Raw genomic sequence first — 21,744 nt, 5'->3', positions numbered from 1 at the left:
GTCCCCCGATTCCATTTACAGCACCGGTTCCGCACCGAAAATATGGGCGACCATGTCGGGCGAATAGTTCTGCCAATAGGCGCTGTCCAGATATTGCCGGATGCGGAACACCTTGCCCGCCCTCAGGAAGAATATCTTCAGGACGCGCGTGCTGAACAGACTGTCGGGCCTGATGATCGAGGTGCCGCTCAGCGTTTCCTCGATGACCACGCGGTTTTCCTCCGCCGTAATGCTGGTGACCTCGTGCTTCAACCCGCCAGGGAAGATATCCGCCTCCCGCAAGCACGCCGTCGCCACCTCTTCCCTTCCATGCAGCGACCGCCCCAGGATCGGGGTGTTCACCAGATCGACCTCGTTCGACACCATCACGTTGTCGGACAGGGCGTCGAGCATGGGGGGCGTGCCCCACCCATCGATCATGCCTGACACCAGTGCCTTGTTCGCTGCGGTCTCGTCCGTGGCCGCGAAGGAGCTGGGCTGTCCCAGGTCCATGGCCGGCGTGCGGAACAGCCAGCTCGATCCCCAGGCGAAATTGGCGGCGGCATCGTTACCGGCGCAGCCGTTGAGGAACGCTTTGGTGAATTCCGCGATCTGCGACCCGAAGGAGACCAGATAGGCCGTGTCGGTATATTCGCGGACCGCAACGACCTTGCCGTTCCTGAAATCGAAAATCTTGACGCTGTGGAAATTATGCTCGGTGTCCCGCCGGAAGATGTTCCGGCCACCATGCGTCAGATACTCGCAGACCACGCGATCGCCCTCGGCCGTGATGCTTTTCAGCGCCCGCGTGTTGCCATCGGGATAGACGGCCTTCAGCGCCTCGCCGGTCAGCCGGTTCTGCTCCAGAAACGACATGCCGGTCCGGCGGTCGATCTTCTCCTCCCCCGGTGCCATCTGGCCACGGATGGGCGCCACCTTGTAATCGACCATGTGGCCGAACTGGTAGTCGGGTTCGTAGAACCCGTAGGCCGTCTCGCAGAACAGGTCGTCCATCAGCAGCCGGGCAATGTGCTTGTTCTCTTCCACTGCCATATCTGTCTTCCTCCCTGGCATTGCCGTGTTCCTTCACCGTCGAGTGCCAGCGGCCACCTGGAATGGCCGCTGGCATTGTCGCCGGGTCACATCCCCGCCGAAAATCCCTCATCGATGAGGACGGTCGATCCGTGCATCGCCCGCGCCTCGTCGCTGAGCAGATAAAGGGCCAAACTGGCGATGTCGTCGGGATCGGAATAGACATTGCCGCTGGGTGTGCGCGCGGTCATAGCATCCAGCATCGGCTTGAACGACGGGTCGGTACGGATGTTCTGGTTGATCGGCGTGGCAGTGTTCCCCGGCGCGATGGCGTTGATGTTGATGCCAGCCGGCGCCAGTTCCAGCGCCAATGCCCGCGTCATCATCGACACGCCCGCCTTCGTCGCGCAATAGAGCGAATAGCCGGTCACGCCTAGCAGGGCCGCCACCGACGCGATGTTCACGATCTTGCCGTGCCCTTGCGCCTTCATATGCGGGACGGCGGCATTGATGGCGTTGAACGGCCCCTTCAGGTTGATATCGATGATGCGGGCCACATCGGCCTCCGCGGCCTCGCCGATGGGCGTGGGGAAAAACACGCCCGCACAATTGACCAGGATATCGAGATGGCCTTCGGCCTCGACGATATGGTCGATCACCGCCGCGATCTCGGCTGCGTTGCGGACGTCCGCCGCGTGGCCCGCCGCGCGACCGCCCGCAGCGATAATGCGATCAGCCACCTGCTGTGCCTTCGCCCGGTCGCTGCTGGCCACCAGCGCCACGCCAGCACCTTCTGCCGCCAGGCGCTCGCCGATGCGCGCACCGATACCCTGCGACCCACCCGTCACCAATGCGATCTTTCCTGCGAACCTCACGACACCCTCCCATTCATATCAGCGGATATAATGGTAGATGATAGCGGGATTCCGGGATAAAACCAGATGAATCATCGAAGATTCTGCAGTTCAGTCTCATGCTGGGCCGAACCAGGGTTGACGCCCGGGTCATGATATACGAAGATATTGGCATATAAGCCGAACATCGCTGCTTATATCGCGCCTAATACCGAATATATAGCGCAACCCGCTGCCGCCGAAATCGGTCGGATGAGCGCATCATCTCGAAAACCACACATCGCAGGAGGATTCAAGGCTATGGATCGACGGACATTTCTCGCCACGTCAGGAACCGCCCTGGCAGCCATCGCACCTGCGGCGGCGATGGCGCAATCCCAGGGAAAGGGCGAGGGCGGCGACCGCATCTTCGTCCTGATCGAAATCCAGGCCGTGCCCGGCATGGAGGACAAGATTCGTCAGACCTTCGTCCACACGATCCAGACTTCGCACAAGCCGGGCATTCTCAGCGCGCAGATCTTCGAACATTTCGGCGAGCCTGGCCGGTTCTATAGCTTGCAGGAATGGGAGAGCGAAGCGGCCTTCCGCGAACACATGAGCGGCAGCCGCGAAGGACTGGACAGCCATATGCCGATGCTCAAGGGCCACCCGTCGCTGACCATCCTGAAGCATCTGGGCTGAAGTCCACACATCCCGGGTCAGGGCCAGCCTGACCCGGGATGTGTGCGAAACCCGTCACGCACCACTGGAGGACCGGCGCTTGCGGCGGCCCTTGACCATCTTGGCCTCGGCGTCCCGAACCAGCCCGATCGACCATTCCGCGTGGAAGCGCATAATCACCGCCGCTGCGGCACCGTCGCCCGCCAGCACCGCCTCATGCATGCGCCGGTAGTTGCCGACATACCCGTCGATATTGCCCTGCACGTCGATCAGGTCGGCCAAGTAGCGGTCCCAATAAGGGGTGCCCAGCCGTTCCAGCGCCATGCTGACATAGGGATTGCCGCCGATTTCGTTGGCCGCGAAGTGCCAGGCATTGAGCCGCAGCAGTAGCTCGATCGGCGGCACGTTCCCCGCCCCCTCGCGGATCAGATTGAACCGTTCGATCAGCGGTGCCGGATCGGCACCCTCCGCGATGGCCCTGGCAGCCAGGCTGACCCCGACGCTGCTGATGGACTCCAGCACCCGCCACAGGTCGCAGACCTCTTCCGGCGTCATCGGCCGGATGATGGCGCCCCGATCGGGTAGCAGCTCCAGCACCCCGCGCCCGGAAAGAACGCTCAGCGCCTCGCGCACCGGCGCGGCACTCAGCTGTAGGGCAGCGGCGATCCGCGCAGCATTCACCCGTCCGCCGGGCACCAGACGCCCGGCATCCATTTCAGCCAGGATGTGGTCGAGGACACGCTCGGTGGCCGGAATCCGCCGCTCGCCATCGCGGGAAGCCTCCCCGCCCTCGGCTTTCTCACCGGCTTTTGACAGCACCATGTTCCCTTGCCTCCCCTGCATTCATGGCCGGCGCACTAAAGCACTTATCTGCGAAGTTGTGAAGCCGGACGCCCAAATTAGGACTTGACGGGCCCAAAATCATCGAACATTCTCGATATTAACAGCGATCAATCCTCACAAAAAGCACTTTTCTCCGACGATCATAACAGGGAGATCGGACGGGGAAGGCAGATGGGGCGCTGTCGGGCAGGCCGCCGGACCGGTCGCTCAATCGAAGAAAGCAGGGAGCCGGGCGGACGCCCGCAATTCCAAGGCCAGAAGGGTAAATGGCATGAACAGGCAATTGTTGGCTTTTGCCTTGGCGGGATCGTCCGCCTTGGCGTTCACGGCCTCCGCGGCCGCCCAGAACAGTTCAATCGCGAGCCAGCCGGGGACCGACAGCAGCATCGCGCTGGAGGAGATCGTCGTCACCGCGACGAAGCGGCTGGAGCGTCTTCAGGATGTTCCCTTCGCCATCTCGGCGGTGACGGCCGATACGCTGACCCGGCAGGGCGAGGTCAAGCTGGCCGATATCAGTGCGCGCGTGCCCGGATTGCAGATCAGCGACCAGTCGGTCACCAGCAAGCAATCCTCCATTGTCATCCGCGGCCTGTCCGGTGCCGGCAACGGCAACCCGACGGCCGCGATCTATCTGGACGATGCGCCGCTGAATGCCAGCACCTATTTCGGCAATGGCATCGGCGTGCCGGACCTTGATCCCGGCGATCTGGCCCGCATCGAGGTCCTGAAGGGACCGCAGGGCACGCTCTATGGCGCTACCAGCCTAGGCGGCCTGGTGAAATACATCACCCGCGCCCCGGACTATGATGAATATTCCGCCCGCGTGGAGGCAAGCGCCACCAGCGTCGAGGAAGGCGAATGGGGCTATGCGTTGCGTGGCCGCATCAACGCCCCCCTGGCCGATAACGCGGCCATCACCGCCAGCGGCTTCCGGCGGTGGGATGCGGGCTATATCGACGATCCCAGCCGGGGCCGCTCCAACATCAATGGCGGCGACCAGTATGGCGGCCGCCTGGCCCTGGGCATGGAGCCGGCGGAGAATGTGCAGGTCACTATCGCCGCCATCCACCAACGCCAGAAGACGGACGGCTCGGGCACCATCTATCTCAACCTCGCCACCGGTATGCCTGTCGGCGGCGACCTGGAACAGAGCATCATTCCCGGCGGCGGGGGCAGCGATGCACGCTCGACCATCGTGACCGGCGTGGCGAAGATCGATTTCGACGATTTCAGTGTCACCTCCGCCAGCAGCTATATTTCCCGCCAGTTCAATTTCGCCAGCGACCTGTCCAACCTGCTGGGTCCGGCCCTGCCGGCCGGCACCGGCGGACTGTATCGGTCGCAGACGCGCAACGAGAAGGCGACACAGGAATTGCGGGTCAGTTCCAGCTCGGGAACGGACTTCATCGGCTGGCAGGCGGGTCTCTTCTACACGTCGGAGGACAATGAGCTTCACCAGAATATCGATCTGGTGCTGCCCGCCACGGGCGCTTCCATCCCTGTCCAGCCCGTCATCACGAAGATCGACCTGCCGTCGGACTACAAGGAGATTGCGGGTTCGGGCACGGTGACCCTGCGCTTCACACCGGAGTTCGATGTCGAAGGCGGTGCCCGCTACAGCCACAACAAGCAGAATTCCGTGCAGACAGTACAGCGCGGTACGACGATCTCCGCCATTCCGGGAGACTCTTCGGAAGGCAAAACGACCTTCTCGTTGAACGCGCGCTACCGTCCGTCGCGCGACCTGACGCTTTATTCGCGCATCGCCAGCGGCTTCCGCCCCGGCGGACCCAATGTTGGCCAATCGGGCGACAAGGCGACCTATGGATCGGACAGCGTCATCAGCTACGAGGCTGGCGCCAAAGGCGCCACGCTGGACGGGCTGCTCACCTTCGATCTGTCGGCCTTCTATGTCGACTGGTCGAACATCCAGCTGCAGGGCAACGACCCCGTGACGGGCATCCAATATTTCAGCAATGCCGGCAAGGCCCGCAGCAAGGGGCTGGAGGGCGCCATCGTACTGACGCCAGTGGAAGGCCTCAGCATCGACGCCAACCTCGCCTATACGGATGCCTACCTCATCGATCCGTTCACATTGGTCGGCACCTATGCGCTGGCCCATTCGCCGCTGCCCTTCTCGCCCAAATGGGCCTGGCATGCGGGTGCCGAATACGGGTTCGACCTTGATGCCGACTGGCGGGCGCGGGCCGGCGCCGCCTTTCGCCACGTCGGCAAGCGCGCCAGTTTCTACGAGACGACGGCCGCCATCCCGCGGGTGATGCTGCCCTCCTACGACAGTGTGGATTTCACCCTGGGCGTGGAGAAGGAGACGGTCGAGGTGAACCTCTTTCTGCGCAATGCCTTCGACAAGCGGGCCATCGTCAGCACAGGCCAAGCGTTCAGGACCCTAAGGCTCGCGGCGGTCAACCAGCCGCGCACCTTCGGCATCTCGGTCACAGGCAAATTCTAAAGCAGCGCCTGCCGGATCACCACGGCCAAGGCGCACCAAAAACGAACAGGGACAAAAGAGGGCAGCACGATGAAGAAGAATATGATCAGGCCGGCTGGCATCCTGCTGACGGCAACGATGCTGACGCCATGGCCGGCGTCGGCCCAGTCGACGGGATCCGCGACGCCACAGGCCGAAAGCGCCAGCCAGGAATTGCTGGGCGAGATCGTGGTGACGGCACAGAAACGTGCGGAAGTGCTGCGCAGTGTGCCGCTCGCCATCTCCGCCATTTCCAGCGAGGGGCTGGAGACACGCGGCATCGCCACTATCAACGACCTGGGCCGCCAGGCGCCCGGCCTATCGATGGCGGAACGGCAGAACCATGTTCCCAACGTGGTTCTGCGCGGCGTGGGCTCCTACGGCTTCGTCGAGGGTGTGGGCTTCTATGTCGATGACGTCCAGAACTACACCGACAAGACCATGCGCCTGGAAGACCTGGAGCGGGTCGAAATCCTGAAGGGACCGCAAGGCACCCTGTTCGGCGGCAGCAGCCTGGGCGGTGCCGTCCGCTACATCTCCAAACGCCCGACCTTCGACACGTCCATGGAGTTCAAGGGCGATCTTTCCCTCTCCAACTCCTACCAGAGCGCCTACGCCAACGCGAATGCGCCCGTCAGCGACGTCGTGGCGATGCGCGTTTCGGGTTACCGGACGCATGACGAGGGCTTCAACAAGGACGACAACCTGAAGAGCTCGACCAGCGAGATGCGAGAATACGGGCTGCGCGGCCAGGTGCTGTACGAACCCAGCGAGGATTTCTCGGCCCTGCTGACCGCGCGCTACCGGAACTTCGACGGGGCCTATGCCGGCTATTCCCGGCAGAACAGCATCGACGAGGTCCACACCCACACGTCGTTGTCTTTCAAGCCCAACTACAAGACGGAGACCTACGGGTTCGTGGGCCAGGTCAACTATGATTTCGGCGCTGCGGAGCTGACCTCGCTCAGTTCCTATACGCACCAGAAGACCGACTACATCGTTGATGGCGACTATACGGCCACCCCTGCCGTGAAGGGCCAGGCCGATGGCCGTCCGGGTGAGGTCCTTACCCAGGAACTGCGCCTGACATCGGAGAAGGGGGAGCGCTTCGACTGGATCGGCGGCCTCTATGCCTCGCTGCGCCGCAATGTCGGCAATCAGGTCTCGCCGCTTTCCATCACCGCCGGGCCGGCCTTCATCAATCCCTACACCGACCAGTCGAGCCGGCATGTCGACTATGCCGGCTTCGGCAGCGCCAACCTCTATATGGGTGATTTCACCCTGACAGGCGGCGCCCGCCTGATGCGCACCATCTACAAGCAGCATTCCCTGGTCGTGAAGGGCGCCCCGGTGACCGCCGGCAGCCGCCTGACCGTGGCGGATACCGTGGTGCTGCCCAAGGCCTCGCTCTCCTACACGACCGAGGGCAACACGCTGCTATACGCCACGGTCGCGCAAGGGTACGAGCCGGGCAAGGTCGATGCCTCCGAACGCCCGCCCGTGCCGTACAAGCCTGAGACCGACTGGACCTACGAACTGGGCGTCAAGGGCGACCTGGGCCGGGATTTCTATTACGAGCTTTCCGCCTTCTATATCGACAGCAGCGACCGCCAGGGCGAAAGCATCATCTTCACGCCCGGCGCCACGGTGGCCAGCAAGCGCATCACCAATATCGGCCCCGCTCGCAGCCTGGGGGCAGAGGCCGTAGCACGCTGGCAGCCCGTGGAAGATCTCAACCTGGAGGCCTCGCTTTCCTACCTGGATGCGGAATGGACCGGGAACGCCACCTTCAATCGTGTCGCGCTGAAAGGCCGGCAAATCCCCAACGCGTCGCGCTGGAGCGCCAATTTCGCCGCCACCTATTCGGTGCCGGTGTCGGAAGAGCTGGAACTGGGACTGCATGCCGACGCGGCCTACAAGGGCAGCTTCCCGTGGCAGTTGACCTATGATCCGGTCTCCAACCGCAATCCCGGATATTGGCTGGTCAATGCCCGTGTCTCGTTAGGCACGATCTCCGATGCGTGGGAGCTTTCCGCGCGCGTCGATAACGTCTTCAACGAGCACTACTTCACCGAATTCTTCCCGCAGCAGCTGGGAGCACAGGCCGCCGACGGCAGCTGCGTGGGATGCCATCTCGCCGCGACGGGGGGCTTGCGCCGTGTCGTCGTCTCGATGGGCCTGAAGTTCTGACGTCTCCCTCCCTGGAGCCGTCCCCCGGGGCGGCTCCTCTTTTTTCAAAGCCAAGGACGGGTACAATGACCATCGCCTTCGATGTCATCGATGTGCATCAGCACCTGGAATGCGGGCTGGGATTGAAAGGCGCGCTGGATTTCGGCGGCACCGCCGCTCCCGCCGTGGAAGAGGACGAGCCTGAGTTCAAGCTGCGCATGTCGGTGATGGCATCGGGCAACATGAGTTCGGCGGTCATCATCGCCGGGAACATGTATCTGCGGCCCAACGGCCTGGCTGACACGGCCGCAGTCAACAACCAGATCGCCGCCTATCGCGACCGCGCCCCCGGCCGGCTGCACGGTGTGGGGCTGGTGGAGCCGATCTACGGCCCCGCCGGCTATGCCGAGGTCAGGCGCTGCAAGGAGGAACTGGGCCTCATCGGCATCGGCTTCCATAACGGCATGCAATGCGTGCCCATCGACAGCCCGTTGATGTTCAAGCTGATCGAGAAGATCGGCGAGGCGGGGATGGTGCCCTTCATCCATTCGCTGGGCAACGAGATGGAGTCCATCTGGCAGGTGGACCTGCTGGCTAAGTCCTTCCCGGACCTGCCCATGATCATCCTGGATGTCTTCCACGACATCGCCCAGGTCAAGTCGCTGCCCGACATCGCCGAACGCCGGCCCAATCTCTATTTCGACCTGTCCATGTCGATCAGCTTCGACTTCATGGGCAAGCCGCAGGTGCGCAGAGTGGGTGCCGACCGTTTCGTCTTCGGTTCCAATTTCTATTCCCTGCCCGTCATGACCAGGCCGATCGGCCGCCCGTTGGAACAGATCCTGGAGTCCGACCTGTCGGACGTTGAGAAGGCGGCGATCCTGGGCGGGAATGCCAGGCGCATCCTGGGTCTTTGACAGGCCGGAGCGTTCACCCGAACCTTTCTTTCAAGGAAACAGAAATGGCTCAGCAAGAGCAGCAGGCCGGGGCCGCGGCACCGGCGGGCGACTGGACTTGGCGGTCGGAATCCTACGCGTGGTGGGTCGTGGTGGTGCTGACCGTGGGCATGGCGCTGTCCGTCATCGACCGGCTGATCCTGGCAATGCTGGTGGAGCCGATCAAGGCCGACCTTGCCATCAACGACACCCAGATCAGCCTGCTGCACGGTCTGGCCTTCACCCTGCTCTACGTCGTCATGGGTGTGCCGCTGGGCTGGCTGGTCGACCGCTGGAGCCGCCGAGCCATCGCGGGGCTCAGCGTCCTGGGCTGGAGCATCGCCACCAGCCTCTGCGGCCTGGCCGGCAATTTCAGCCAGTTGTTCCTGGCCAGGGTCGGTGTGGGCGTGGGCGAGGCTGGCATGTCGCCGGCCGCCTTCTCGCTGATCAGCGATTATCTCGCCCCCGAACGCCGTGCCCGCGGCCTGCTCGCCCTGACGCTGGGCGCCTCGCTGGGCGGTGGCCTGGCCCTGGTCTTCGGCGGCGGGCTCCTGCACCTGCTGGGGGATAGGGGCGCGATCGACCTGCCCGTGCTCGGGTCGGTCCGGAACTGGCAGGTGGTGTTCCTGGCCCTGGGCCTGCTGGGCATCGTCTATTCGCTGGTCTTCCTGACCGTGCGGGAGCCGGTGCGGCAGGAGCGTCTGGCCACCCGCAAGCTGACGACGCGGGACACCAGTACCTATATCTGGTCGCGCCGCTCGGTCCTGCTCCATCATTTCTTCGGCGTCGGGACCTCGGCACTGGTCCTCATGGCGATGAACCTGTGGGTTCCCAGTTTCCTTATCCGTACCCTGGGCTGGGAGCGGGTGACGGTCGGGGTCAGCTATGGCGCCTGCCTGCTGTCGGCCAGCATCACCGGCATCTTCATCGCCGGCGGCGTGACGTCGCGTCTGCTGAAGGCCGGCCGGCGTGATGCTGCCCTGAAGGTCGCCTTCTGGTCGGTCATCGCCGCCATGCCGCCCTTGCTGGTGGCCCCTTTCATGACATCGCCCTGGCTGGTGCTGCCGCTGCTGTTCGTCGGCCTGATCTGCGTGACCATGCCGGCGGCATTGGGGCCCGTGTTCCTGCAGGGCGTGTGCGCGAACGAGGTGCGGGGCCAGGTGATCGCCGTCTATCTGCTGGTCGTGGCCCTGATCGGGAATGTTGTCGGTCCCCTGACGGTGGCCAGCATCACCGACTATGTCGTCCGCGACCCAACCAAGATCTACATCTCCCTGTTCATCGTCGTCCTGGTGTTCCTGCCCCTGTCGGCAATCACCCTGGCGCGCGCCGGCCGGAGCTATGCCCGCCTGTCCGGCGCCTCCGACCTGTCCTCCATTCAAAGCGGAGCCGAATGATGAGTGCCGAACTGAACAAGCGCATCGTCAAGCTGATGCTGGAAGACCTGTTCTGCGAAGCGGCCTACCCGTATTACGGCGAGGTGTCCCACTTCGAAGGCCACATGATCGACTATTCGATCTCGCCCCTGCATGGCAAGGCGGCGGCCAAGGCCAGCAAGGACGGGACCGCCCCGCACCAGACCGCCGACCTGCGCACCCTGCAGCGGCGTGCCGAGAAAGGCATCGTGATGATCTATCCCGACGGCAATTGCCGGGCGGTCAAGAGCATCACGGCCGAAGGCAACCGGGTCGTGGCGGAATATTTCGTCCATGGCGGTCGCACGCTGTTCCGCCAGGACCGGGAGCATAATTTCCATTGCGTCAAGGTCTTTGAATTCGACAAGGAATGGGTCGTCAACCTGCGCGAATATATCGACTCCGCCTATATGGCCGATTTCGCCGGGCAGATGCATGAGGCGTTCGGCGCACGGATCAAGGAAGGCGCCATGGCCGGTGCCGACGACAGTCTTGCCGCCGAACGCTATTCCTGGGGCGCCAGCTGGCTGCTCAAGACCCCCTGGGCCGATATCGGCCAGGACCGGATCAAGGTCGCCCCGGCGGAAGTGGAAGAGAACAAGCGGGCCGCCCGGACGCTGGTCGAGCAATGGGGCAGCCCGGCGATGTACGACCTGCTGGCCGATCATGTGCTGTTCTCCAACGAGATCGACCTGGAAACCATGCCCGTGCTGGGCCGGATGCTGCAGGACAAGCAGAGCCTGGTGGACCTGTGCGAGCGCACGCGCAAGGCCTTCCCCGGCGGGCTGAAACGGGAAATCCGCAAGATCACGGCCGAGGAAAACCGCGTCTGTATCGAGGATACGATCAGCGGCCGCTCCATCGTCCGCCCCGATCAGGAATTCTCCATGCGCACGCTCAAGATCTGCGTGCTGCGCCACGGCAAGGTCTTCCGCATCCGCCAGTATATCGACAGCGGATACTGCCGCGCCTTTTCCCCGGACCTGATCGGATACCTGTTCGGCGCGCAGGAAGCCCTGCCCGCCGCGTAGGTCAGGCCCGAGCCGGCATTGAGCCCCGACGCATCCTGTCGCCATCGCGCGCCGGGGCTTGGCGACGCTCGACCTGACCTACGGAAAATCACAAGCCTTCCACGAGGATGAAATGCGGAAATCGGACAAAGTCATCATCACCTGCGCCATCACCGGTTCCATCCATACGCCGAGCATGTCGCCCTATCTGCCGGTTACCGCCGACGAAATCACCGAGCAGTCGATCGGGGCGGCGGAGGCCGGCGCCGCCATCCTGCATCTGCATGCCCGCGATCCAAACACGGGCCGTCCCAGCCAGGACCCCGACCTGTTCATGGATTTCCTGCCGCGCATCAAGCAGGCGACGGGTGCCGTCCTCAACATCACGACGGGCGGCGGGCTGGGCATGACGCTGGAACAGCGCATGGCGCCCGCCAAACGCATCCGTGCCGAAGTGGCCAGCCTCAACATGGGCTCGATGAATTTCGGCGCCTGGGAACTGGCCGGCCGCCGGCAGGAATGGAAGCATGACTGGGAGCCGCAATACCTGGCCCAGACCTACGACCTGATCTATCCCAACACCTTCCAGATGATCGACAAGGTCATTACGGAGCTGGGCGACGCGAACGGCACGAAGTTCGAGTTCGAGTGCTACGACGTGGGCCATCTCTACAACCTGGCCTATTTCGTCGAGAAGGGCCGTGTGAAGCCGCCGTTCCTCGTCCAATGCATCCTGGGCATCCGTGGCGGCATCGGCGCCGACCTGGAAAACCTGCAGCATATGGTGCGCATCGCCGACAAGCTGTTCGGGGACGATTACTACCTTTCCTGTATCGCCACGGGCCGGGCGCAGATGCCTTTCCTCACCCAGTCCGCCCTGCTGGGCGGCAATGTGCGGGTGGGGCTGGAGGACAGCCTCTATATCGGCCGCGGCCAATTGGCCCGCAACAGCGCCGAACAGGTCCACAAGGTCCGCCGCATCATCGAGGAACTGGGCCTGGCCATCGCCACCCCCGACGAAGCGCGGCAGATGCTGGACCTGAAGGGCGGCGACACGGTCGCCTGCTGACGCGCACCCCCACGGCATCTCCCGGCATTTTCATTTCGAGGAAACCAAATGCGGCTTGCAACCGATACGGGCGGCACCTTCACCGACCTTGTGGTCGAACATGATGATGGGCTGATCGCGCTGTTCAAGGCCTCCACCGTGCCCAGCGACCCCGTCCGGGGCGTGCTGGATGCGCTGGCCCTGGCGGCCGACGCGCAGGGCGAAAGCCTGGCCCAATTCCTGGGCCGCGCCGACATGTTCATCCATGGCACGACCCACGCCATCAACGCCATCATCACCGGCAACACGGCGAAGACGGCACTGTTCGTCACGCAAGGCCATCGGGACATCCTGACCCTGCGCGAAGGTGGCCGCGCCGAACCCTTCAACCATGATGATCCCTATCCCAGGCCCTATATCCCCCGCGCCCTGACCTTCGCCATTCCCGAACGCCTGCTCCATGATGGCTCGGTCCATCGGCCGCTTGATGAGGAGGCGGTGCTGGCCGCCATCGGGCGGCTGAAGGAAGAAGGCGTGCAGGCAGTGGCCGTCTGCCTGCTTTGGTCGATCGTCAATCCGGCGCATGAGCTGCGCGTCGGCGCGCTTTTGGCCGAACATGCGCCCGACATCCAGGTGACGCTGTCGCATCAGCTGAACCCAACGCCGCGCGAATATCGCCGCGCCTGCTCCGCCGCCATCGATGCCAGCCTGAAGCCGCTGATGACCCGTTACATTGCAGGCCTGAAGGGTCGGCTGGCCGATGCGGGCTTCCAGGGGCGCGTGCTGGTCCTGACCTCGCGCGGCGGGATGCTGGATGCTGACGAGGTCGCCCGCACGCCCGTCCAGGTGATCAATTCCGGCCCGTCCGTGGCGCCGGTGGCGGGGCGCCATTATGCCCTGGCCGAAGGTGCGGCCACGGCCATCGTCGCCGATACCGGCGGCACCACCTATGATGTCGGGCTGATCCGCCAGGGCGAGATTCCGGTGACGCGGGAAATGTGGATCGGTAAGCCCCTGAACGGCCATCTGGTCGGCTTTCCCGCCGTGGACATGAAAAGCGTGGGGGCCGGTGGCGGATCGATCGCCTGGGTCGACGCGGGCGGCATGCTGCATGTCGGTCCGCAAAGTGCGGGCGCCCAGCCGGGTCCCGCCTGCTATGGCCGGGGCGGGACCAAGGCCACGGTCTCCGACGCCGCCCTGGTCCTGGGCTTCATCGATCCGGACTTCTTCCTGGGCGGTTCCATCAAACTTGATCTGACCGCCGCACGCGACGCCATCACCCGCGACGTGGCCGGACCGCTGGGCTTCGACGTGGAACAGGCCGCCGCCGCCATCATCGAGCTGGTCACCGAGAACATGGTGCAGGCCATTGTCGACATCACGGTGGCCCAGGGCGTGGACCCGGCCGATGCCGTCCTGATCGGCGGCGGCGGTGCCGCCGGCCTGAATTCGCTCTACATCGCCCGGCGGCTGGGCGTGGACAGGCTGCTGGTGCCGGAGACGGGTGCCACGCTGAGTGCCGCCGGCGCCCTGCTCTCCGACCTGACCGCCCAATATGCGGAGGTCGCCTTCGCCAGCACGCGCGGCGATGACTGGAGCGGCGTCAATGCCGCCCTGTCGCGCCTGCGCCGGCAATGCCAGGCCTTTGCCGATGGTCCGGGGGCGGGGGCGGTGGAAGCCCGGATATCCGCCGTCGCCGAAGCACGGTACGAGAACCAGGTCTGGGAGATCGACATCCCCATCGATATTGACGGCATCCACGACCGCGCCGGCATCGACCGGTTCCGTCGCCTGTTCGACGCGCAGCACAAGACGCTGTTCACCGTCGATGATCCATCGTCGCATGTAGAGATCGTGGCGCTCAGGGCCGACATAAGCTGCCGGCTGACCGCGCGCAACGCCTTCCGGTTGCCACCCGTCGGCGGGCAAGTCGAACGGGGCAGCCGCCGCGTCACTTTCCCCGGCCATGGCCCGGTCGACACACCCGTCCGGCGGCTCGACGCCCTGCCGGAGGGAAGGGAGTACCAGGGGCCTGCGATCCTGGAATCCCCCTTCACGACGGTCGTTATCGACCCCGCCGCCCGCTATGTCCGTCAACCTTCCGGCAGCCTGGTGATCCATCCATGACCGACACGATCCGCTTCGATGGCGCCCGCCTGGCCATCCTCGCCAACCGCCTCTCCGGCATCGCCCGCAAGATGTCGAACACTCTGCTGCGCACGGGCCGGTCGGGTGTGCTCAACCGCGCCAAGGACTTTTCCTGTTGCATCGTCACGGCGTCGGGCGACCTGCTGACCACGGCCGACAGCCTGCCCATCCATGTCCTGTCCGGCCCTGACCTGATGGCCCGGTCGATGACCGCCTTCCACCCGATCCTGCGCCGGGGCGATGCCTTCATCCACAACTCGCCCTATCACGGCTGTTCCCACGCGGCCGACCAGACCATCCTGGTTCCCGTGATCGATGATGACGGCGTCCATCGCTTCACCGTCGTTGCCAAGGCCCACCAGGCCGATATCGGCAATTCGGTGCCCACGACCTATATGGGCGATGCGCGGGACGTCTATCATGAAGGGGCGCTGATCTTCCCCTGCGTTTCCATCCAGCGCGACTATGCCGACATCGATGATGTGCTGCGCATGTGCGAGATGCGCATCCGCGTGCCCCAGCAATGGCGCGGCGACTATCTTGCGGCCCTGGGTGCCGCCCGCATCGGCGAGCGGGAACTGCTGGCGCTGGGTGCGTCCATGGGCTGGGACGAGCTGGCGGCCTTCGCGGCAGCCTGGTTCGACTATTCGGAAAGCCGCATGGTCGCCGCCATCCGGGCATTGCCGGCCGGCCATGTCAGTGCCCAATCGACCCACGACCCGTTCCCCGGCACACCGGCCGAGGGCGTGACGATCCGGTCCACGATCACCGTCGATCCCGCCGCTGCCCGCATCACCGTCGATCTGACCGACAACCCGGATTGCATGCCCTGCGGGCTCAACCTTTCCGAGGCCTGCGCGCGGACGGCGGCCCTGATCGGCGTCTTCAATTCCGTCGATCCCCAGGTGCCCAAGAATGCCGGCGCCTTCCGGCGCATCGATGTCCGGCTGCGGGAAAACTGCATCGTGGGCATCCCGCGCCACCCGACAAGCTGTTCCGCCGCCACCACCAACATCGCCGACCGCGTCGCCAACGCCACCCAGCATGCTTTCGCGGAACTGGTGGAGGGTGCCGGCCTGGCCGAGGTGGGGGCCGTCATCGCGCCCTCCACAGGCGTGGTCTCGGGCCGCGACCCGCGCACGGGCCTGGATTATGTCAACCAGCTGTTCCTGGGCATGACCGGCGGGGCCGCGGGGCCCAGGGGCGATGCCTGGCTGACCACCGCGCATGTCGGCAATGCCGGCCTCTCCTGCGTCGACGGGGTCGAACTGGACGAGCTTTATCACCCGATCGTGGTGGAGCGGCGTGAACTGATCCCCGATACGGAAGGGGCCGGGCGCCATGTCGGCGCGCAGGCCATCCTGGTCGAATATGGCCCGACCCGTGCCGCCATGGAGATCGGCTATGTCGCCGACGGCCACCACAACCCGCCGCTGGGTGCGCGCGGCGGGCTGCCCGGCGGCCGTGCCGACCAACGGTTGCGCCGGCGCGACGGCACGGAGGAACAGCTCGCCCCCTGCGCCATGGTCCGGCTGGAGCCGGGGGAAATCATCGTGTCGGTCGGCACGGGCGGCGGCGGCTACGGCCCACCCCGGGAACGCGATCCGGACGCCGTGGCCCTGATGGTCCGGGAAGGACTGCTGACCACCGAACGCGCACTGGATGTCTATGGCATCGCCATCGAGAACGGAAAGGCGCTCCGCCGGGATGCGATGGCGTGAACAGCAAAGCCCCCCTCAAATTCGATATCCTGCCCAGCAGCAGCCCAATCGCCGCGGCCAAACGCACGGCCCTGCTGGAAAATCCCGGCTTCGGGCGGGTTTTCACCGACCATATGGCGATGATCCGCTATGTGGAAGGTCCCGGTTGGCACAATGCGGAGGTGAAGGCCCGCACGCCTCTCACCCTCGATCCCGCCTGTTCCGTCCTGCACTATGCACAGGAAATCTTCGAAGGGTTGAAGGCATACAGGACCGACGGTGACGGGATCACCCTTTTCCGGCCGGAGGCGAACGCGGCGCGATTCAACCGCTCCGCCGCGCGCATGGCGATGCCCCTGTTGCCGGAAAGCCTGTTCATTGAGGCGATCGAGCAACTGGTGAAGATCGACCGGGACTGGATTCCCGGCGGTGAAGGCAGCCTCTATCTGCGACCGTTCATGTTCGCCAGCGAGACGTTCCTGGGCGTGAAGCCTTCTTCCGAATACCTGTTCCTGGTCATCGCGTCGGCCGTCGGCCCCTATTTCAAGGCCGGGAAGGAGGCGGTGACCGTCTGGGTCTCCACGGACTTCTCGCGCGCCGCCCCCGGCGGGACCGGCGCCGCCAAGTGCGGCGGCAATTATGCGGCAAGCCTGCTGGCCCAGGCACAGGCCAGCGCCCATGGCTGCGACCAGGTGGTCTTCCTGGATGCGGCCGAGCGGCGCCATGTCGAGGAACTGGGCGGCATGAACATCTTCTTCGTGTTCGATGACGGCTCCCTGCTGACGCCACCGCTTGGCACCATCCTGCCGGGCATCACTCGGGATTCGATCATCACACTGGCACGCGACCAGGGGATCACGGTCCGGGAGGAACAGTATGATTTCCAGCAGTGGCAACGCGATGCAGCCAGCGGGCGGCTGCGGGAAGCTTTCGCTTGCGGAACCGCGGCTGTCGTCACGCCCATCGGCCAGGTCCGCAGCGAAGCCGGCAACTTCACCATTGGTGCCAACGGCTCTTATCCGGTGACGCGGGAACTGCGCCGGCAACTCACCGGCATCCAGCGCGGCACCCTCCTGGACAAGCGAGGCTGGGTGCACAGGATTCCCTGACGAGGCATCGGTTGGACATGAATGATTGGACGGTGACATGAACAAGCTTTACCCGACCGCCGCGGCGGCCCTTGACGGGCTTCTGCGCGACGGTCTGCTGATTGCCTGCGGCGGCTTCGGCCTTTGCGGCATCCCCGAGCGCCTGCTCGATGCCGTGCGCGACAGTGGCGCCACCGGCCTCACCTTCGCCAGCAACAATGCCGGCATCGACAATGAGGGCATCGGCAAGCTGTTGCGCAGCCGGCAGGTGCGGAAGATGATCGCCTCCTATGTCGGCGAGAACAAGGAGTTCGAGCGGCAATATCTGTCGGGCGAGCTTGAGGTCGAATTCTGTCCCCAGGGAACGCTGGCGGAGCGGATGCGGGCCGGCGGTGCCGGCATTCCCGGCTTCTACACGAAGACCGGCGTCGGCACCCTGGTCGCCGAGGGCAAGGAGGTGAAGGCCTTCGCCGGCCAGGAATATATCCTGGAGCAGGGCATCTTCGCCGATATCAGCCTGGTGAAGGCCTGGAAGGCGGACATGACGGGCAATGCGATCTTCCGCAAGACCGCCCGCAACTTCAATGTCCCTGCCGCTACCTGCGGCAAGGTCTGCGTGATCGAGGTGGAGGAGGTGGTGCCGGCGGGATCGCTCGACCCCGACGCCATCCACCTGCCCGGTGTCTATGTCCAGCGCATGGTCGTCGGCGCGCCCTACGACAAGAAGATCGAGTTCCGCACCGTGCGTGAGAGGGAGGCCGCCTGATGCCCTGGACCAGAGATGAAATGGCCGCCCGCGCCGCGCGGGAATTGCAGGATGGCTTCTATGTCAATCTCGGCATCGGCATTCCCACGCTGGTGGCCAACCATGTGCCCCGCGACATCACGGTCACCTTGCAGTCGGAGAACGGCATGCTGGGCATCGGGCCCTTCCCCTATGCCGATGACATCGACCCCGACCTGATCAATGCCGGCAAGCAGACGATCAGCGAGCTGCCCCACTCAGCCTATTTCGACAGCGCGCAGAGCTTCGCCATGATCCGCGGCGGTCATATCGATGTCGCCGTGCTGGGCGCGATGGAAGTGGCGGAGAATGGCGACATCGCCAATTGGATGATTCCTGGCAGGATGGTCAAGGGTATGGGCGGCGCCATGGACCTAGTCGCTGGCGTCAAGAGGATCATCGTCATCATGGAGCATAATGCCAAGGACGGCGGCGCGAAATTCATCCCCGCCTGCACCCTGCCGCTGACCGGCCGGAATGTGGTCGACATGATCGTCACCGACCTTGCCGTCTTCCAGCGGTCCGACCACCGCTCGCCCTTCCACCTGCTCGAACTGGCGACAGGGGTTACGGTTGAGGATGTGCGGGCACGGACGACGGGGCATTTCCTGATGCCGGGATCATCAGCCGTTTAGCACCGGCAACGCAGTCTTGATCAGCTTCATGGCAAAGCCCCCCTCTCGTCAGGGGTTCCAAACCGAAGGTCGGGTACTCTCCTACCCTGGCTCCCGTCGCTACACCCATCGGCCTCCGCCTCTCGCCCGAAGCCGATCACACCAACAGTTCCCTGTACCCGTCCTGCACAAGCCGCGTCCCGTCCCGTACCAGCCGCTGAACCCGCAGACGCAGGTGATCCGACGCCCGCGACCATTCCGCGGCGGTGCGCTTTTCCCCGAACAGGACAGCGGCAATTTCCCGGTGACTTGCCCCGGCAGCGACGGCATCGACCGTCCGCAGCTTATCGATCCAGCGTCCGGCCTGCGGCTCCGGCGGATACAGGCTACGCGGTAGCCGACCCAGCCGGTGGCACAAACATAACCGCCTCAGGGCAAGAACCTTCTGCTCCATATCACGCATCCCGTTAAGCGTGCAGCGGAACTGGACCGGCCCCTCTAGCACGCTGCCTTCAGTCACCTGAAGCTGCAGATGCCGGCTGCCATCGGTCAGCAGCAGATGCTCCCCACCCTGGGGTGGCCTGACGATGGTTGCGATATCCCTGACGGCGGCCAGATCGAACAGGTCGTCCCGTCTTGTGGTCCTATCCGGTGGTTCGGCGACAACGTTGATCACCGACGAACAGGCGTCGGGGTGCCAATAGACCTTTGGATCACCCGTTACGTCGGCGAAACATCACCCCCCAGAGGCATTCGGGTGCATCAGAATGCAGTTGCATCACCACCCGATCAACGCAGGTTAGAAGAGTGCTGGATTTCAGGGCTGCCCTGAAATCGGTATTCCGCCGCAGCCGCTGCCAAGCCCAGCCGGTCCGATCCAGGTTCCGCAAAGGGGAATAGCCGCCCGCATCTTGCCAGTCTGGCACGGACAAAACGGCGTCGATAAGGCTCTTGTTCTGCATGGGTATGCCACCTCCCATCAGGTCACGCCGGACATGGATACGGCGACCGACAAATCGCCACCATCCGGAACGCTGGCGGCATCGATTATTATCGATAGATGATACCCAGGGAACTTTCGGGCGAACACCATAGCTGTCGAGGCAGCGCCAAATTATTCAGCCCAAATGTGGAGATTTTAAATTTAAATTAGATCTAAAATAAAATACCCCTAAATAGTTCATGGCTCCCCATATCATACGCATTCTGGCCGTATTGCACTCTCCGCACCGCATATCATTTCTGAATTTAATACAAAATACATCAACGGAAACTCAGGCACAGATGACCGCTTGTCAGTACAAGAGGGTTCTCATGAATAATTACAGCTTCATTGATTTCCTGACTGACACATTACCAACAGGCATCATCTCCCTGCGCTGCATCCGACGCGATGGCTTCGCCATTGGGCGATATCTCCTTGACGAGTGCCCCGGCGCAAGGCTCGGCTCACCCCACCTCACTCTGGTGCAGCACGAGGGGGAGCCGTTTACCTTGCATTGGCAACCCTTGGATCACCGTTATCCCACCCGCCATCACGCCCAACGAGGACAAATCCATCTTTCGCCACCGGATTGCATTTTCAATGTCGCCTGGCCGGGCCGACAGCAAGTTTTTCTTGTGGCCATGGGCGTGGATTTCGTCACCAGATCGGTCGCACTCGACGGCCCCGACAAGTTGGCCGGCATGCAGGCCCTCCTTGATATAAGGGATATGGGCATCGCCAACATTCTGGATATTCTCAAGGAAGCACTGGGGCAATCGGAGCAAGGCGCGTCTCTGACCTTTGCCTGCGCCCTATTGGCGAGCCGCCTGTGCGAAACATTCGGCGGCAAACCGTCGCGGCCCACCATCAGCGGCGGGCTTGGCATTTCACGGCAGCGTCGGGTGCTTTCCTATATTGAGGCGCATCTGCACGAAGAGCTGACGTTGGAGCGTCTGGCCGCTGAGGTCGACTTGAGCCCGAACCAATTCGGTCGGGCGTTCCGAACTAGCCTGGATGCATCGCCTTTACGTTATGTGGCACAGCGTCGGATCCATCGGGCAAAGGCGATGCTGCTCGATCCTGGTAAATCCATCACCGATATCGCCATGGCACTGGGCTTCGCCACGCCCAGCCACTTCACGGACAGCTTTCACAAGGCTACCGGGGTGACGCCATCGCAGTGGCGGCGGGACCGCCGGTAACCTGCTCCATGCTGGCAATCCGCTGATAATGGTTCCCGACGTATGGGACGGTTGGCCCCTGTAGACCACCAATTGGCCAGCCGCGCCCAATCATGCCGCCTATGCTGCCAGACCATAAGCCCATGGCCGCAAGGCCAGCTTCTGGAGCCTCGCCAAGTGAGCGGCAAGGGCGTGACCTACGCCCATTTTCACTCTCTGTTGTTACCTATATGTTACCTGCGGGATGTGTGGTAGGTTGGATCCAGAACGACAAAAGCCGTTGATCTCTTTTGGAGATCAACGGCTTAGCCATGGATGCGGGGGCTCGATTTGACCGACGTTACAACAACCTTACTGCGCTGATTTGATTGACATATTTTATATAGGCTCACCGACGCTCTGGCAAGGCTTACGCCTCCTTTGGGGCCGTTTGCAGACCGGCAGCATTTGGATAGCCGGATAGGCAAAGCGGACAATCGTTCGAGATTCATCAGCAGCCACCAAAATCAAGTTCTCGGTCATTCGCGGCAGCTTGGCGAGTTCAGTCCCGCTCAGACGTGTCAACCGACCAACCAACTAGCTACATGCGCTCCTGATTGCGTTCAACCAGCAGCTCCAGGATGTCCAGGTCACTGGCATCCGAAGAAAGATGAAAATCCTCAAGTAGCAGCATGTCGATCTGCCGCATCAGCGGATGGTCGCGCAATGATCGCTCACCGCGCCTGAACTTCTCGGTGTCCGTCGTCGAAACAAATGGGACGGTTGGATGATTTTGTGAGTGGAGGTTCTGGCTCGTTGCGGGTTGATGTTA

19 protein-coding genes are annotated in these 21,744 nt (G+C 63.6%); 13 read left to right on the top strand and 6 right to left on the bottom strand.

Translation table 11 applies throughout. The annotated features are described in order from the left end of the window. Positions 1–15 precede the first annotated feature (15 nt). Positions 16–1,032: a nuclear transport factor 2 family protein gene (locus AC1Q7F_RS31380; protein WP_492512481.1), complete on the bottom strand. Its 1,017-nt coding sequence runs from the start codon at positions 1,030–1,032 to the stop codon at positions 16–18. Between the two features lie 86 nt (positions 1,033–1,118). Further along, a complete protein-coding gene (locus tag AC1Q7F_RS31375) occupies positions 1,119–1,886 on the bottom strand; it encodes an SDR family NAD(P)-dependent oxidoreductase (protein WP_492512480.1) in 768 nt (255 codons plus the stop codon). A gap of 231 nt (positions 1,887–2,117) precedes the next feature. Here AC1Q7F_RS31375 and AC1Q7F_RS31370 point away from each other — a divergent pair, with 231 nt between their 5' ends. Then, a complete protein-coding gene (locus tag AC1Q7F_RS31370; protein WP_488949292.1) occupies positions 2,118–2,546 on the top strand; it encodes a putative quinol monooxygenase in 429 nt (142 codons plus the stop codon). A gap of 54 nt (positions 2,547–2,600) precedes the next feature. Here the strand turns inward: AC1Q7F_RS31370 and AC1Q7F_RS31365 are convergent, their stop codons facing one another. Continuing rightward, on the bottom strand, positions 2,601–3,347 hold the full coding sequence (locus tag AC1Q7F_RS31365) for a GntR family transcriptional regulator (RefSeq protein WP_492512479.1): 747 nt from the start codon (positions 3,345–3,347) through the stop codon (positions 2,601–2,603). 292 nt (positions 3,348–3,639) lie between these two features. Between AC1Q7F_RS31365 and AC1Q7F_RS31360 the strand changes: the two genes are divergently transcribed. The 11 genes from AC1Q7F_RS31360 (at position 3,640) to AC1Q7F_RS31310 (ending at position 18,788) form a co-directional block, all read left to right on the top strand. Further along, the gene (locus AC1Q7F_RS31360) at positions 3,640–5,838 is read left to right on the top strand and encodes a TonB-dependent receptor (RefSeq protein ID WP_492512478.1); all 2,199 of its coding nucleotides are present in this window, start codon (positions 3,640–3,642) and stop codon (positions 5,836–5,838) included. Between the two features lie 69 nt (positions 5,839–5,907). Next, positions 5,908–8,046, top strand: coding sequence for a TonB-dependent receptor (locus tag AC1Q7F_RS31355; protein ID WP_492512477.1), 2,139 nt, complete (start codon positions 5,908–5,910; stop codon positions 8,044–8,046). Between the two features lie 65 nt (positions 8,047–8,111). Continuing rightward, complete coding sequence (locus tag AC1Q7F_RS31350; protein WP_488949296.1) at positions 8,112–8,942, top strand: amidohydrolase family protein; 831 nt, start codon at positions 8,112–8,114, stop codon at positions 8,940–8,942. A 44-nt stretch (positions 8,943–8,986) separates the two neighbouring features. After that, entirely contained in the window at positions 8,987–10,357 is a 1,371-nt protein-coding gene (locus AC1Q7F_RS31345; protein WP_492512476.1) for an MFS transporter, read from the top strand. Beyond that, complete coding sequence (locus tag AC1Q7F_RS31340; protein ID WP_492512475.1) at positions 10,357–11,406, top strand: hypothetical protein; 1,050 nt, start codon at positions 10,357–10,359, stop codon at positions 11,404–11,406. Before AC1Q7F_RS31345 ends, AC1Q7F_RS31340 begins: the two co-directional genes overlap by 1 nt. A 112-nt stretch (positions 11,407–11,518) precedes the next feature. Then, on the top strand, positions 11,519–12,454 hold the full coding sequence (gene kce, locus AC1Q7F_RS31335; protein ID WP_488949300.1) for a 3,5-dioxohexanoate:acetyl-CoA acetone transferase: 936 nt from the start codon (positions 11,519–11,521) through the stop codon (positions 12,452–12,454). 48 nt (positions 12,455–12,502) lie between these two features. After that, positions 12,503–14,560 carry a hydantoinase/oxoprolinase family protein gene (locus tag AC1Q7F_RS31330; protein WP_492512474.1) on the top strand — a complete coding sequence of 686 codons (2,058 nt, stop codon included), beginning with the start codon at positions 12,503–12,505 and terminating at the stop codon, positions 14,558–14,560. Next, positions 14,557–16,302 (top strand): hydantoinase B/oxoprolinase family protein, encoded by a 1,746-nt coding sequence (locus AC1Q7F_RS31325; RefSeq protein ID WP_492512473.1) that lies wholly within the window; start codon positions 14,557–14,559, stop codon positions 16,300–16,302. Before AC1Q7F_RS31330 ends, AC1Q7F_RS31325 begins: the two co-directional genes overlap by 4 nt. Then, positions 16,299–17,390 (top strand): branched-chain amino acid aminotransferase, encoded by a 1,092-nt coding sequence (locus tag AC1Q7F_RS31320; RefSeq protein WP_492512472.1) that lies wholly within the window; start codon positions 16,299–16,301, stop codon positions 17,388–17,390. Before AC1Q7F_RS31325 ends, AC1Q7F_RS31320 begins: the two co-directional genes overlap by 4 nt. Before the next feature lie 37 nt (positions 17,391–17,427). Next, complete coding sequence (locus AC1Q7F_RS31315; protein ID WP_488949304.1) at positions 17,428–18,135, top strand: CoA transferase subunit A; 708 nt, start codon at positions 17,428–17,430, stop codon at positions 18,133–18,135. Further along, entirely contained in the window at positions 18,135–18,788 is a 654-nt protein-coding gene (locus AC1Q7F_RS31310) for a 3-oxoacid CoA-transferase subunit B (protein WP_492512471.1), read from the top strand. The genes AC1Q7F_RS31315 and AC1Q7F_RS31310 overlap by 1 nt, the downstream gene beginning before the upstream one ends. Positions 18,789–18,924: 136 nt before the next feature. Here AC1Q7F_RS31310 and AC1Q7F_RS31305 read toward each other — a convergent pair whose 3' ends face one another. After that, entirely contained in the window at positions 18,925–19,443 is a 519-nt protein-coding gene (locus AC1Q7F_RS31305; protein WP_488949306.1) for a DUF2285 domain-containing protein, read from the bottom strand. Positions 19,444–19,480: 37 nt separating this feature from the next. Next, the gene (locus tag AC1Q7F_RS31300) at positions 19,481–19,729 is read right to left on the bottom strand and encodes a transcriptional regulator domain-containing protein (protein ID WP_488949307.1); all 249 of its coding nucleotides are present in this window, start codon (positions 19,727–19,729) and stop codon (positions 19,481–19,483) included. A 352-nt stretch (positions 19,730–20,081) separates the two neighbouring features. Between AC1Q7F_RS31300 and AC1Q7F_RS31295 the strand changes: the two genes are divergently transcribed. Beyond that, positions 20,082–20,954: a helix-turn-helix domain-containing protein gene (locus tag AC1Q7F_RS31295; protein ID WP_492512470.1), complete on the top strand. Its 873-nt coding sequence runs from the start codon at positions 20,082–20,084 to the stop codon at positions 20,952–20,954. A 559-nt stretch (positions 20,955–21,513) separates the two neighbouring features. On the opposite strand, the gene AC1Q7F_RS31290 is transcribed toward AC1Q7F_RS31295, so the two are convergent. Further along, positions 21,514–21,639: a hypothetical protein gene (locus tag AC1Q7F_RS31290; protein ID WP_492512469.1), complete on the bottom strand. Its 126-nt coding sequence runs from the start codon at positions 21,637–21,639 to the stop codon at positions 21,514–21,516. Positions 21,640–21,744 lie beyond the last annotated feature (105 nt).

The organism is Niveispirillum sp. GW835-FHT14G11 (assembly GCF_058793615.1).
Note: the sequence above shows the minus strand (reverse complement) of the source record. Positions and strands in the feature narration are given on the sequence as shown.